Source organism: Gloeobacter kilaueensis JS1, from assembly GCF_000484535.1.
Taxonomy (GTDB): Bacteria; Cyanobacteriota; Cyanobacteriia; order Gloeobacterales; family Gloeobacteraceae; genus Gloeobacter; species Gloeobacter kilaueensis.
In genome coordinates this window covers 1,434,640-1,447,546 of sequence record NC_022600.1, presented here as the reverse complement: position 1 = coordinate 1,447,546, position 12,907 = coordinate 1,434,640, and the positions used below count along the sequence as shown (strand labels likewise).

The window sequence follows — 12,907 nt, the reverse complement described above, 5'->3', positions numbered from 1 at the left end:
CTCCTCAGGTGCGCTGGGTGATGCGCGCCTGCAAAGTCGCGACGAGATCTTCGAGGCTCTGCGTGCTCTGCTGGCGGTCGGATCGGTCCCGTACGGCGACAGTGCCCGTCTGGGCTTCTTTTTCGCCCACCACGAGCAGCACCGGCACCTTTGCCACCTCGCCGTTGCGGATCTTTTTGCTGAGCCGCTCGCTCGTGCCATCGACGGCAGCCCGGATGTTTGCTGCGAGCAACCGGTCTTTGACCGATTCGGCATAACCGGCAAACTCGTCGGTGACAGGGAGCACCCGCACCTGCTCCGGCGAGAGCCACAGTGGAAATTCACCCGCATAGTGCTCGATGAGTATGCCCACCAGCCGCTCAAGCGAGCCGAAGGGAGCGCGGTGGATCATCACCGGTCGTCGCCGGCTGCCGTCCTCGGCCACATACTCCAGATCGAAGCGCTCCGGCAGGTTGTAATCGACCTGGACGGTGCCCAGCTGCCACTCCCGTCCGAGGACATCCCGGAAGATAAAGTCGAGCTTGGGACCGTAGAAAGCCGCCTCGCCCTCGGCCACAAAATAGTTGAGCTTGAGGTCTTCTGCTGCCTTGAAGATCGCCGATTGGGCCTTCTCCCAGACTTCATCGGAGCCGATGTACTTGTCGGAAGTCGGATCGCGAAAGGACAGGCGGGCGCTGAAGCTGTCGCCCAACTGCAACGATTGAAAGACGAACTGGATGAGATCGACGACTTTTTTGAATTCGTCGTCGAGTTGTTCGGGGGTGACAAACAGGTGCGAATCATCGACCGTAAAGCCGCGCACGCGGGTGAGGCCGCCTAGCTCGCCTGATTGCTCGTAGCGGTAGACCGTACCAAATTCTGCTAAGCGGATCGGCAGATCGCGGTAGGAGTGCAGTTCGGATTTATAAATCTGAATGTGCATCGGGCAGTTCATCGGCTTCATGACAAAGCCTTCTTCATCGCCCTCCTCGCTGGTGGCCATGAGCGGAAACATGTCGTCCTTGTACTTGAACCAGTGGCCGCTCGTCTTGAATAGATCGACGCGGGCGATGTGGGGCGTAATCACCTGCTGGTAGCCGCGCTTGACCTGCTCCTTGCGCAGGAAGTCCTCCAGCGTCTGGCGCAGCAGCGTGCCTTTGGGGGTCCAGAGCGGCAGCCCCGGCCCGACTTGATCGGAGAAAGTAAAAAGCCCCAACTCGCGGCCCAGCTTGCGATGGTCGCGCCGCTTCGCTTCTTCTTCGCGGCGCAAGAATTCTTCGAGCTGCTCGGGGGTTTCCCAGGCGGTGCCGTAGATGCGCTGCAACTGGGGCCGCGTCTCGTCGCCGCGCCAGTAGGCCGCTGAGACCGAGCGCAACTTGAAGGCATTGGGATGAATTTCGGCGGTCGATTCGACGTGGGGACCGGCGCACAGGTCCCACCAGTCGCCGGTGCGGTAGAGCGTCACCGGCACCTGCGGATCGAAGCCCTCGAAGATCTCAAGCTTGTAAGGTTCGCCCAGCGCCACGAGCCGCTCGCGCATCTGCTCGCGGGGCACCTCCTCGCGTACCATCGGCAATTTTTGCTGGACGATGCGGCGCATCTCCTTTTCGATTTTTTTGAGATCGTCGGGCGTAAAGGGCGTCGGGCGATCAAAGTCGTAGTAAAAGCCGTTTTCGATCGCGGGGCCAATTGTCACCTTCGTCTCCGGAAACAGCTTCTGCACCGCCATCGCCAGAAGGTGGCTGGTGCTGTGGCGGATGCGGTGAAGTTTCTCGGGGTCGCTCTGACGGAGGATGTCCTGTTCGCTTTGAAGACCGGCCATGACAAAGATCGAGAACTGCAACCGCCATTGTGGCATTGCCCGGCTCCCAACGGCTCGACCGGGCTGGCTGGGGGCACACCAGAAAACCACCCGCCAGGGGGCTTTGGGTCATCGATCCGTGCCGGTACAACGCAGGGTGGAGGGTTCTTCAGGAAGATGCAGGGGGGATTACGGAGGGTAGTCCCGCTTGATCGGCGCTTACCCGCGAGAGGGCGGACCAATCGAGATCGCCGTAGCCGGAGGCAAGGGCGGCGAGAAAGCGGTCCCGGAGTAAGCTTGCAAGAGGCATCGGACTGGTAGCGGCTTCAGCCGCATCGAGCACCAGGCGCACGTCCTTGAGGCCCAGCCGCAGGGCAAAACCGGCGGGCTCGAAGCGCTCCTCGGCAATGATCCCGCCGTAGTTTTCGTACAGCGGCGAGCGAAAAAGCGAGCCATTGACAATCGCAAGCAGCTGCGCTGCGGAGATGTCGTGCTTGCGGGCGAGGGTGAACGCTTCGGCCATCGCCTCCAGGGCCGAGGCGATCAAAAAGTTGCCCGCGATCTTGACGATGTTTGCCTGGGGCGGATCCTCGCCGACGACGAAGATTTGCTGGCCCATCGCTTCAAAGAGCACTCGACAGCGCTCGATCGCTGCGGCGGCTCCGGCGACGACGATTCGCAGTTGGGCTTTGGCGGCAGCATCGGGGCGGCCAAAGACCGGAGCCGCCAGATAGGCTTGCCCACCCGCTGCGTGGGCTTGTGCCAGCCGCCCAGAAAGATCGGGGCTGATCGTGCTCATCGAGATGTGGATAGTACCGGGCTTGAGAGCAGCCAGCGCGCCTGGTGCATCCGGTTGTCCGAACAGAATTGCCTCGACAGCCTGATCGTTGGCGAGCATCGTGATCAGCACTTCTATGTCGGCGGCAAGCGCAGCAGCACTGGCCGCCACCGGCACACCGGAGCGCTCCAGTTCAGCGGCGGCGCTGCGGGTGCGGTTGAAGACCTGCAGTTGCTGCCCTGCTTTGACAAGGTTGGTGGCCATCGCCAGCCCCATATTGCCCAGACCGATAAACCCGACTTTCATCGCGATTCTCCTTGCGCTTCAAGAGCAATGTACCTGTCCGGCCTGTCCTGATTTGGGGATGCTCCATCCGCTGCCCAGGTGCGCAATATTCTGAACCCAGCGGGAGTTGGACCTGCCCAGCAACCCGCCAAAGCGCAGTTCTGGACTGCCTTCAATGGGTTGCCGCTTCCGGGCGGGGCGTCGGTTGCGGCCTCCAGCTGTCACCGTAGCGCTCGCGCAACGCCCGGAACGCTTCGAGCTGGCCGGGGGCGTACTCGCCAGGCTGTCCCCACTGCAGAAAGAGGCTGAGGGCAGGTTTGCTGTCTTCTTCTTTAAGAAAGCGCACGGCGTAGGTCGTGAAGTTGCCGCGCTTCGCCGGCAGTTCCTCGAAGCGCACCAGGGCAATGTCGGCCATATTGAGATGAAACTCGAAGTGCTCGCTGTGCAGATTGGCGTAGTGGGGCAGGTGGGGCACAAAGAAGAGTCCCTTGAATTCGCCCCGCGCTTCGAGCACGGCAGTGTCGTTGGTGACGATAAAGCGCAACAAACCCAGAGTGGCGCATTCTTCCAGCAAGGACTTCAGCGGTGCATCCACAGTGCGTCTCCGTAGGCAGGCAAACTTTATGGTAGTTCAAGCTACCCTCCTGTTCATGCAGGCTATAGTTAGCGCTGTTGTGGGAATTCACAGTGCAGCCTCAAAGACCAGCACCAGCAAAAGGGCGACCAGATCTGGGCTGGCGCATCGCAGTGGACGGCTTTGCTGTTGTGCCGGAAGGACTTACACCTGTTGTCGTCGGTGGCCTGCTGGACGAATTGTCGCAGCTGCCGGACTGTCAGCAGGTGCGCAGGCAGGGCGAGGTCTACGCTGTGCGGGAACTGTTTTCGGTCCTGCCCTCTCTGGCGGCCCTGGTTTGCTCCCCAGCGATTCGGGCTCTGGTCGAGCCGGTGCTTGGTCCAGAATGCTTCGCCGTCCGCAGTCTGCTGTTTGATAAGACGCCCCGGGCCAACTGGAAGGTGTGCTGGCACCAGGATAGGACAATCGCTCTTAAAAGACGAATCGACGTTGCCGGTTTTGGTCCCTGGTCCCGCAAGGCCGGAGTTGTTCACGCCCACGCTCCGAAAGCCATTCTGGAGCGGATGCTGACCCTGCGGCTGCATCTCGACGACAGCACAGCTCTTAACGGACCACTTCGGGTCTTACCAGGTTCGCACCGCTCTGGTTGTCTTGATTGGCAGACAGTCCAGCACTGGCAAGCGACGGAAACGGCGATTACCTGCCTGGTACCACGGGGCGGTGCGCTGCTTATGCAGCCGTTGCTGTTGCACGCCTCCTCTGCTGCTCACCTTCCCCACCATCGCCGGGTGATTCAGATCGAATTTGCTGCAGACGAACTGCCCGGCGGCCTGGAATGGCGTTGGGCCTGCAAAGCCGAGAACAGCCTCAAGGAACCGCCCTGAGAGACTGCATAATGCCTTCTTCGGCAAGAGGTTTGAGATTTGACGACCGCCCGTTAGCTTGTTCTGGTAGTTACTATAGTCAGGAGGACAGCACAAGCCAAGGCAAAAATATCCTGCCCGTACCAAGCTTTCTCTAAACGAAGTCCTGAGGTTTAGAAAAGCCAGATCATCCTGCAAGCTACTTTGCCAAAACTCGGATAAAGGGTTACAGTTAGCATGGACTAATTGTGACGTACATGGCTTGGCCACAGACATTTCCACCTCAGTGCCCTCCTCAAGACGCTGGGAGCCCAGAAGGACGAGTAGTCTATTGCTTCGTAGAGCAAAACCCGCCGACACTGCCTGACTTCAGGTCACAAAGACAGTTGAACCCTGAGCGCGAACCATATAAAGATCCCGAGGTTGAATGTAAAGCACATGGCTTCTCCGTCTTTAGCGAACTTTACGATTTACACCTTTTAAGATCTGCAATTCGGAAATTTAGAAAGATGGAGCCTGCACGAGGAGAGTTAGAAGATGCGCTAGGAGTGATCAAGGCTACGCCTGCCAACACAAGGAGGCCGAACGACTCTCACCATACGCTATGGTTTAAAACTGGCACATACCCCGAAAATCACTTCCAAGTCATTTCTGTTGATTGGTCAACAATTGAGCTATGAATGTGCTTCTTCACGATACATTATTAGGTGAGTTAGAAATACTGGAGGTGTATCTTCAGTACAATGGCCCACGTTTATTTTCATGTTTTAACAGTGCTCGTCAAATTTATCTAGCATTATGGGTTGATGAAGAGAATGAGGTTGATATATGGCTTCTCGTTCCAATTTCATATGAGAGGCTATCACATGTTACAGCTGGTAATATCAGCATAAGGCAGGCCTTTGAGGAGAGCGAAACAAGACAGCTTTATTATATAGAAGTTACTGCTTCACAGATAGTCAGCAGATTTGATCTAGTCAGGATCAATGAAGTTAGTGAAGATCTTCTACCACTACCAGACGCTAAACTAAAGTTATTTGGCAGGCCAAAATCCGTTGGTTTCCCTGCTTCTGACTCACGTAAGACAAATAGAGAAATTCTCGATGTCAGTTTGAAGTATAGAAAAAGAAACTTATACGAGGCTTCAGCTCGAAAACTCGGTTATTTCTTGAGCGAATTGCAAGGTCTAATTGATTCAATAGGGCAAGTAGTTACAGGTTCTCCTACGGCTGTAGGAAAGGTGCCAGAAGCAATAACTAGCCAAACTGAGTTAAATGTAGTTGCGACCTACACAGGCTCATTCGGAATCCGTCTTGCTGCACCCGGTCCTCGTGATGGTGAATTCCTAGGCAGCTTATTGGCACCAGAGGCAATAGCAAAATTACTTGATTTACTTGAAGCTACTAAAACTGAAAACACTCTTCTCGAGCTTCTTCCGAAACTAGGCGCGAGAACGGTTTCTACATATAAGAAAGTACTGAAGGCACTTATTAACACGGATGCCGGTCTCTTAGTCGAGTGGGACTCATTGGAGCCACAGTTGGACAGGTCTGCTGAGTTAACTTATGAAGAAATTGGTTTTGCATTAGCAGCAATTGGCAAGTTAGATGTACGAGAAGTAGAAACTATTAAAATCATTGGAACTTTGGTAGAAGGTAATGCTGAGAGCGGGCACTTTCAATTCAAAGATGGAGAAGAAAGAAAAATCACTGGGTATGCTCAAAACACATCGATACTGAACAATGCAGTTTTGAAAAATATTTATGGCGGAACTTTTAGGCGAGTAGTTTTAGTTGGGCCTTCTGGCGATTTGGAGACAGAGTATACTCTGATTGAGCTTCAATTGATATCTAAGAATGAACAAAGAGACGTTAGAACAGAAACTGAGAATCATTAGACGTCACTAAAATCAGGTTTGCAAGTAAGTAGACTTGTTGCAATCTAATTCTCCTTTAGAACGAAAAATAGATTTGAAGATCCAAAGTTATCATGTTATGGATTTGCCCTGAGAGCCTGCTGGGTTTTCTCGACACCAAGGCTGTTGTGCTGGTCAGAAAAGAGCCTGAGCGCTTTTTGCCAGTCGTCGTTCGCTCCGGCTTTATCTCCCAGTTTCGAGCGCGCATTGCCCCGGTTGAGGTAGGCAGCAGCGTAGTTCTCGTCGATCGCGATCGCCTGAGAATAGTCGCGGATCGCCGCCGGGTAGTTGCCGAGCCTGGCGTAGACAACGCCCCGGTTGAGGTAGGCGTCGGTGTTGCGGGGGCTCACCTTGAGCGCCTGGCCGTAGTCGAGGATTGCAAGCTGCGGCTCGCTGGTGTAGCGCAGGTTGGCGCGGTTGATGTAGGCGGAAGTGTAGCGCTTGTTGAAGCGGATGGCCTGGTTGTAGTCGGCGAGGGCCGCTTTTTTGTCGCCGCTCAGCTGACGGGCGTTGCCCCGGCCAAAGTAGGCGAGGGCGTTTTTAGGATCGAGCCTGAGCAGTTGGGAGTAGTCGTCGATCGCTCCTCTGGTATCGCCCATCCGCAACCGCAGGTTGCCGCGATTGAGATAGGCGGGCGCGGATCGCGGATCGCGGGCGAGCGCCTGGGCGTAGCTTTCGAGGGCTTCCTGGCGCTTACCCTGGGCCGCAAGCTCGCCGCCCCGGCGAATCCAGTCCTCGGCGGTTTGCTGAGCGATGGATAGCGGCGCAGCCAGGGCTATACCCGGAAGAATAGCCAGCGCCAGAAGCGGTGACACCAGTCTTGTGAACGCGCCGATCGCAGCGACTCCTTCAAAGCTTTTGCTCAGATTATCAGAACCGGACAGCCTCCTTCTTAATGCACATGTCCCGGCTTTGGGCAAAACGGTACGTTTGAATACAGATCAACGTTGAAGACGATCATGAGCAGGCAACAAGCGACAGAAAAAGACCTTGCATGTATAGACATCGTGATTGCTGAGGCGAATGCGGCCATCGACGCGGGCAAGGCGGGGGTGGGAGCGATGCTGACCTGGCGGGGCGATGTGCTCGCCGTCTGCCACAACACCTACGCTGAGACCCACGACATCACGGCCCACGGCGAGATGACGGTCCTGCGCAAGCTGGCAGAAAAGCTCGACGCGATGAGCGTCGAGGAGAAGCAGGATCTGTGCATGTACGTCACCCTCGAACCCTGCTTGATGTGCATGGCGGCGATGTCCTACGCCGGGATTCCGAGGGTGGTCTACGCTGCTCTTTCCGAGGATGCGAACATCGAGCAGGCGCTCTTAGAAGGGGAGACTGCCCGCACGATCAACGACGGTCTGGTGCGCGGACCAATCGAGCTGGTACCAGGGGTGCGCCGCGAGCAGGGCATTCGGCTCCTGGAGCGGATGCACATGCGCTCGGGCGAACCCGATTCGGGCGTCGGCCACACCGGATAAGACATCTCGGAGGCGATGGTTGGTGCGATACTGGCACCGGACACCTGCGAAGGCAATATCTCATGAGTCAATCCCAGGCGCGCATCGGCGTCATCGGCGGCAGTGGCCTCTACCAGATGGCTGAACTGAGCGATACAGTCGAGGTCACCCTCGACACGCCCTTCGGCCCGCCCTCCGATGCCCTTGTGATTGGTAGCCTCGCAGGCGAGCGGGTTGCCTTTTTGCCCCGCCACGGGCGGGGGCACCGCCTGCTGCCGACAGAACTGCCCTTTCAGGCCAACATCTACGCCATGAAGCTGTTGGGGGTGGAATACCTCCTATCGGCCTCGGCGGTCGGTTCGCTGCGCGAGGAGTACCGGCCCCGCGACATCGTCTTTCCGGACCAGTTCTTTGACCGCACCAGGAACCGGCCCTCGACGTTCTTTGGCGAGGGCCTGGTCGCCCACATCAGTTTCGATCAGCCCATCTGCACCGAACTGAGCCACCTCGTTGCCGAAGCGGCCCGCTCGGTGGAACTTGTGGGCGACATCCGCATCCACACGGGCGGCACCTACGTCTGCATGGAAGGACCGGCCTTTTCGACCCTGGCCGAATCGCGGCTGTACCGCAGCTGGGGACTCGACATCATCGGGATGACAAACCTGCAGGAAGCGAAGCTCGCCCGCGAGGCGGAGATCTGCTATACGACGATGGCCCTCGTCACCGACTACGACTGCTGGCACCCGGACCACGGCGCGGTCACCGTCGAGCTGATCCTCGACAACCTGCACAAGAACGCCGAGAACGCCCAGCGCATCGTGCGGGCAGCCGTCGAGAGGCTGCACGAAGCCGCCCCGAGCTGTACCAGCCACTCGGCCCTCAAGTACGCCCTGCTCACCCAACCGGCGGATGTGCCGGAGAGCACGAAGCGCAAGCTCGCTGCCTTGCTGGCAAAGTATCCGGCCTACAAGCCTCAGCTATAGGGACCGCCCAACGAGCCAGAGCGCTGGGCGCAGCATCCGGGGCACGGTTTTGTGCAAACTTATTGCTGGTGCCGCTCCGCCAAGGCGGCGCGGGCCTCCTCGCGGTCGTCGAAGTGGATCTTGGTGGTGCCAAGAATCTGATAATCCTCGTGGCCCTTGCCTGCGATCACCACGCAGTCGCCGCTGCGCGCTTGTTGAAGAATGCGGTGAATGGCCCGGCGGCGGTCTACTTCGACCGTCGGCGACACCCCCACCGGAATGCCCGCCAGGATGTCGTGGACGATCGCCTCGGGGTTCTCGGTGCGCGGATTGTCGCTGGTCACCACCGGCCAATCAGAAAGTTCAGCGGCGATCCGGCCCATCTGGGGGCGCTTGGTGCGGTCGCGGTCGCCGCCACAGCCAAAGATGCAGATAAGCCGTCCGCGCACAAAGGGCCGGGTCGCTTCGAGCAGTTTGCGCAGGCCGTCGGGGGTGTGGGCATAATCGACGATCACCGTGATCTCGTCGCCGCTGCCGCTCACTCGCTCCATCCGGCCCGGCACACCGCCGAAGTGGGCGAGATCGGCGGCGACCGCCTCCAGATCGAGGCCGAGGGAGAGCACCGCTCCGACGGCGGCGAGCAGATTGGCCAGGTTGAACTGGCCCACCAGCGGGCTGACAAAGGGAGCGCGGCCAATCGGTGTGACCAGCGTGCCCCGAATCCCCTCCGGGGTAAAGACGACATCGAGCGGGTAGAGGTCCGCGCCCGGCTTGAGGCTGTAGGTCCAGACATTCTGATTGAGGGCAGCAAGGCGCGCCCCCCAGGGATCGTCGATGTTGAGGATCGCCCGGCCCGTGCGGTACTCGCGGCTGAACAGGGCCGCCTTCGCCTGGAAGTAACTTTCCATGTCCGGGTGAAAGTCGAGGTGATCCTGGGTGAGATTGGTAAAGACTGCCGCTGCAAACTTGCAGCCCGCCACCCGCTGCTGAGCGAGGGCGTGGGAACTCACCTCCATCACCGCGTAGCGGCAGTCCGCCGCCACCATCTGGGCAAGCAGGTGCTGGATTTCGAGGGCAAACGGGGTAGTATGGCGGGCTTCGACTTTCTGGCCGGGCCAGCGACCGTAGAGGGTGCCCACCAGGCCCGTCTTTGCCTGCCAGCTCAGCAGGTGCTCGATGAGGTGGGTCGTCGTCGTCTTGCCGTTGGTGCCGGTGACGCCCACCAGGGTGAGCTTGCTCGCCGGAAAATCGTAAAAGGCCGCCGCCAGTTGGGCGCAGGTCTTGATCACATCTGCCACCCGGATCACCGGCACGAGCGCTTCATCGACGCCGCGCGCACTTTCGGAGAGCACCAGTCCGACTGCACCGGCGGTCACCGCCTGCGCCCAGAAGTAGCTGCCGTCTACCCGCGTTCCAGGCAGGCCAATAAATAGATCCCCCGGCTGGACCTGACGCGAATCGGTGGTCAGACCAGCAACTTCGATATCAGGATAATTTTGGGGATCAAGAGCGATCCGGGCGAGCAATTCGTGCAGGCGCATGGGCGGCTTCCTCGTCTGCAAGTCAGCGTAGCAGAGGCACGCCCCCAGCCGGAAGCGATTCTCAGCGCAGGCGAGCTACGGCTGTATCGATGTTTCTGATAATGATCCGCGCACTCGCACCGAGAAGCTGGGCATAGGCAATCGTGCGGTATTCTTCTTTGCCGATCTCGCCCTGGCCGATAAAGTATTCTTCGACCCGCAGCTTTGGATCGATGGCAGCAAAAGCTTTGCTCACTCTAGATAGACTCGCGCGCGTAAAGCTCACATTGTCGGGCGAATCGCTGTTTTTAAGGCCGATCCGAAAGCGCAGCGCCCAGGCTTCCTCGAAGGCGCGCAGTTGTTTGTTGACAAATTTGACCGCCACCAGGGCGTTCGCTGGAACGGCAGTCCGACTGTAGATTACAGCGTCGAGGGCAGAGGTGACCTGACCGGCGCTCTGCAGGTACTGCTCGTAGCTGGGGCGATTGTTCAAAACCAGTTTTGTCTGTTCGAGGGCCTGGCGCAGGTCCTCGCGAAAACCGGCCACAGCCGGCCCGGCGATTGCCAGCAACAAAACGATTAGCAGCCACTTTCTCATCCCGCCCGCCCCACCGATGGCATCAATTGATTGCACATCGGCTGGATCTATGCAAGTCGGTCTCAGACCAGCAGCCGGGTAAGAACGGTGGTCAATTGCTCGATGCTGCTGCGGTGGGAGATGCCGCCTACGGTCTGGCCGTCGATTTCGAGCACGGGAATCGTGTATTGAAAGTCAGTGAACCACTCCGGATCGTCGAGAATATTGCGCTTGTCGATCACAAAGCCGAGGTGCGCCTGGCTCGCCTGGAGGGTGCGCTCGAGGCTGTCGCATAGACAACAGCCAGGTTTGGAGTAAAAGACGACCGTTTTTGCCATGCCGCCTATCTTAGACGGCTGTGGCAGTCCCGGAGTGGATGACGCCCTTTTGCGGATCGAGGGTGATCACGATGCCGTCCGGAATGCGGCTGGTGCAGCCTTTTACCCCCAGAAGCACCGGCAGCCCGAGCCTGAGGCCAATCACAGCGGCGTGGGAGGTGAGGCCGCCTTCTTCGGTGACGATGCCGCCGGCGAGCTTGATCGCCTCGATGTAGCTGGCGTTGGTGCAGGGGGCAACCAGGATATCGCCAGGATTGAGCGAGGCGGCATCGTCGGCGCTTTGAACGACGCGGGCGCGCCCGCTCACAGCGTTCTGGCCCAGGCCCAGACCTTCGCCCAAAATGGCGGTGACCACCTCGACTTTGATCAGGTCCGTCGAGCCTGAGAGTCCCTGGATCGTCCCGGCGGTCATGATCACCAGGTCGCCTTCGAGGACGAGATTTTTTTCCTGACTGACGTTGATCGCCGCCTGAAACGTCTGATGGGTGGAGGGCAGATCGAGGACCATCAGCGGGTAGACCCCCCAGACCAGCTGCAGTTCGCGGGCCACCGACACACTCGGGGTGATGGCGATAATCGGCACGCGCGGGCGGTACTTGCTGACGTTGCGGGCGGTGGCCCCGGACTTGGTGAGGGTGATGATCGCCTGGGCTCCGAGTTGCTGGGCGATGCTGCCCACGGCCTGGGAGATCGCATTTGGGATCGAGCGACCGGCGTCTATCCAGCTGCGCTGCGGCAGCGACTGCTCGATGCGGTCTGCGATCCGGGCCATCGTCTCGACGGCGAGCACCGGAAACTGGCCGACGGCGGTCTCGTTGGAGAGCATCACCGCGTCGGTGCCATCGAGGATGGCGTTGGCCACATCCGAGACCTCGGCGCGGGTCGGGCGGCTGTTGCTCACCATCGAATCGAGCATCTGGGTGGCGGTGATCACGGGCTTACCCGCCTTGTTGGCTGAGAGGATGAGCCGCTTTTGCAATAGCGGTACCTCTTCGGCGGGCATCTCGACGCCCAGATCGCCCCGCGCCACCATCAGCCCGTCGCTCGCCGCCACGATCGATTCGAGCTGCTCGAAGGCTTCAAATTTTTCGATCTTGGCGATCACCGGCACGCGCTTGCCCGACTGGGCAATCAGTTCCTTGAGTTCTAAGAGGTCACTGGCGGTGCGCACAAAGCTCAAGGCCACCCAATCGACGCCCTGGTTGAGGCCAAAGAGCAGATCCTCGCGGTCCTTGGCGGTCATCGCCGGCACCGAGAGCGTCACCCCCGGAAAATTGACGCCCTTGCTGTCGGAGAGCTTACCGGCCACCACCGTGCGGCAGTAGAGGTTCTGCTCGGCTAGATCCACCCGCTCGACCACCAGTTCCACCCGGCCATCGTCGAGGAGGATCGTCGCTCCGGCGGGCACCTCCTGGGCAAGGCGGGCGTAGGTGATCGGGCTTATCTGCTGGTTGGCCGGAACGTCGCGGCTGGTGAGAATAAACGGATCGCCCTGCTCAAGGCGAATCGGACCCTCCTTGAACTTGCCCAGGCGAATCTTTGGCCCCTGCAGATCCTGCAAGATCGCCACCGGCTGGTTAAGTTCGAAGGAGATCTGGCGGATGAGGCCGATGCGGCGGCGATGCTCCTCGTGGGTGCCGTGGGAAAAATTGAGCCGCAGCGTCGTTGCCCCCGCCTGGATGAGTTCGCGGAGCGTGCGCGGATCATCGACCGCCGGGCCGATGGTGGCGACGATCTTGGTGCGCCGAAAGCGCGCCCGCTCCTGGCGACGGGCAGTGACGCGATTGAATGGTTCGGAAGCAACTACCACTTGAGCACCCAATTGGCCGTTTTGCGCAAATCGTAGCACGGCGTT

General features: G+C 59.1%; 12 protein-coding genes. 4 read left to right on the top strand and 8 right to left on the bottom strand.

Going from position 1 to position 12,907, the window contains the following annotated elements:
• Positions 1 to 4: 4 nt before the first annotated feature.
• The 3 genes from thrS to GKIL_RS06935 form a co-directional block, all read right to left on the bottom strand.
• Positions 5 to 1,801 carry a threonine--tRNA ligase gene (thrS, locus tag GKIL_RS06945; protein ID WP_041244472.1) on the bottom strand — a complete coding sequence of 599 codons (1,797 nt, stop codon included), beginning with the start codon at positions 1,799 to 1,801 and terminating at the stop codon, positions 5 to 7.
• A gap of 148 nt (positions 1,802 to 1,949) precedes the next feature.
• The gene (locus GKIL_RS06940; protein ID WP_023172770.1) at positions 1,950 to 2,864 is read right to left on the bottom strand and encodes an NAD(P)-dependent oxidoreductase; all 915 of its coding nucleotides are present in this window, start codon (positions 2,862 to 2,864) and stop codon (positions 1,950 to 1,952) included.
• Between the two features lie 151 nt (positions 2,865 to 3,015).
• On the bottom strand, positions 3,016 to 3,438 hold the full coding sequence (locus GKIL_RS06935) for a ChuX/HutX family heme-like substrate-binding protein (RefSeq protein WP_023172769.1): 423 nt from the start codon (positions 3,436 to 3,438) through the stop codon (positions 3,016 to 3,018).
• A 92-nt stretch (positions 3,439 to 3,530) separates the two neighbouring features.
• Between GKIL_RS06935 and GKIL_RS06930 the strand changes: the two genes are divergently transcribed.
• Together GKIL_RS06930 and GKIL_RS24620 are read left to right on the top strand one after the other, a co-directional pair.
• Positions 3,531 to 4,301: a phytanoyl-CoA dioxygenase family protein gene (locus GKIL_RS06930; protein ID WP_051382930.1), complete on the top strand. Its 771-nt coding sequence runs from the start codon at positions 3,531 to 3,533 to the stop codon at positions 4,299 to 4,301.
• Between the two features lie 655 nt (positions 4,302 to 4,956).
• The gene (locus GKIL_RS24620) at positions 4,957 to 6,177 is read left to right on the top strand and encodes a DUF6575 domain-containing protein (RefSeq protein ID WP_023172766.1); all 1,221 of its coding nucleotides are present in this window, start codon (positions 4,957 to 4,959) and stop codon (positions 6,175 to 6,177) included.
• Positions 6,178 to 6,272: 95 nt separating this feature from the next.
• Here GKIL_RS24620 and GKIL_RS06925 read toward each other — a convergent pair whose 3' ends face one another.
• Positions 6,273 to 7,010: a tetratricopeptide repeat protein gene (locus GKIL_RS06925; protein WP_023172765.1), complete on the bottom strand. Its 738-nt coding sequence runs from the start codon at positions 7,008 to 7,010 to the stop codon at positions 6,273 to 6,275.
• A gap of 144 nt (positions 7,011 to 7,154) precedes the next feature.
• On the opposite strand from GKIL_RS06925, the gene GKIL_RS06920 reads away from it, so the two are divergent.
• Both GKIL_RS06920 and GKIL_RS06915 read left to right on the top strand, forming a co-directional pair.
• The gene (locus GKIL_RS06920) at positions 7,155 to 7,676 is read left to right on the top strand and encodes a nucleoside deaminase (protein ID WP_023172764.1); all 522 of its coding nucleotides are present in this window, start codon (positions 7,155 to 7,157) and stop codon (positions 7,674 to 7,676) included.
• 62 nt (positions 7,677 to 7,738) lie between these two features.
• Entirely contained in the window at positions 7,739 to 8,638 is a 900-nt protein-coding gene (locus tag GKIL_RS06915; RefSeq protein ID WP_023172763.1) for an S-methyl-5'-thioadenosine phosphorylase, read from the top strand.
• Between the two features lie 59 nt (positions 8,639 to 8,697).
• On the opposite strand, the gene GKIL_RS06910 is transcribed toward GKIL_RS06915, so the two are convergent.
• The 4 genes from GKIL_RS06910 to pyk all read right to left on the bottom strand — a co-directional run bounded on the left by GKIL_RS06910 (position 8,698) and on the right by pyk (position 12,862).
• Complete coding sequence (locus tag GKIL_RS06910) at positions 8,698 to 10,158, bottom strand: UDP-N-acetylmuramoyl-L-alanyl-D-glutamate--2,6-diaminopimelate ligase (protein ID WP_023172762.1); 1,461 nt, start codon at positions 10,156 to 10,158, stop codon at positions 8,698 to 8,700.
• Positions 10,159 to 10,219: 61 nt separating this feature from the next.
• On the bottom strand, positions 10,220 to 10,735 hold the full coding sequence (locus tag GKIL_RS06905; protein ID WP_023172761.1) for a hypothetical protein: 516 nt from the start codon (positions 10,733 to 10,735) through the stop codon (positions 10,220 to 10,222).
• Positions 10,736 to 10,797: 62 nt separating this feature from the next.
• Complete coding sequence (locus tag GKIL_RS06900) at positions 10,798 to 11,052, bottom strand: glutaredoxin family protein (RefSeq protein WP_023172760.1); 255 nt, start codon at positions 11,050 to 11,052, stop codon at positions 10,798 to 10,800.
• Between the two features lie 10 nt (positions 11,053 to 11,062).
• Entirely contained in the window at positions 11,063 to 12,862 is a 1,800-nt protein-coding gene (pyk, locus tag GKIL_RS06895) for a pyruvate kinase (RefSeq protein ID WP_071824865.1), read from the bottom strand.
• Positions 12,863 to 12,907: the final 45 nt, after the last annotated feature.

Coding starts and splice junctions, on each gene's coding strand:
- thrS (WP_041244472.1), bottom strand. CDS start 1,801: ATGGCCGGTCTTCAAAGCGAACAGGACATCCTCCGTCAGAGCGACCCC.
- GKIL_RS06920 (WP_023172764.1), top strand. CDS start 7,155: ATGAGCAGGCAACAAGCGACAGAAAAAGACCTTGCATGTATAGACATC.
- GKIL_RS06940 (WP_023172770.1), bottom strand. CDS start 2,864: ATGAAAGTCGGGTTTATCGGTCTGGGCAATATGGGGCTGGCGATGGCC.
- GKIL_RS06910 (WP_023172762.1), bottom strand. CDS start 10,158: ATGCGCCTGCACGAATTGCTCGCCCGGATCGCTCTTGATCCCCAAAAT.
- GKIL_RS06900 (WP_023172760.1), bottom strand. CDS start 11,052: ATGGCAAAAACGGTCGTCTTTTACTCCAAACCTGGCTGTTGTCTATGC.
- GKIL_RS06915 (WP_023172763.1), top strand. CDS start 7,739: ATGAGTCAATCCCAGGCGCGCATCGGCGTCATCGGCGGCAGTGGCCTC.
- GKIL_RS06905 (WP_023172761.1), bottom strand. CDS start 10,735: ATGAGAAAGTGGCTGCTAATCGTTTTGTTGCTGGCAATCGCCGGGCCG.
- GKIL_RS24620 (WP_023172766.1), top strand. CDS start 4,957: ATGAATGTGCTTCTTCACGATACATTATTAGGTGAGTTAGAAATACTG.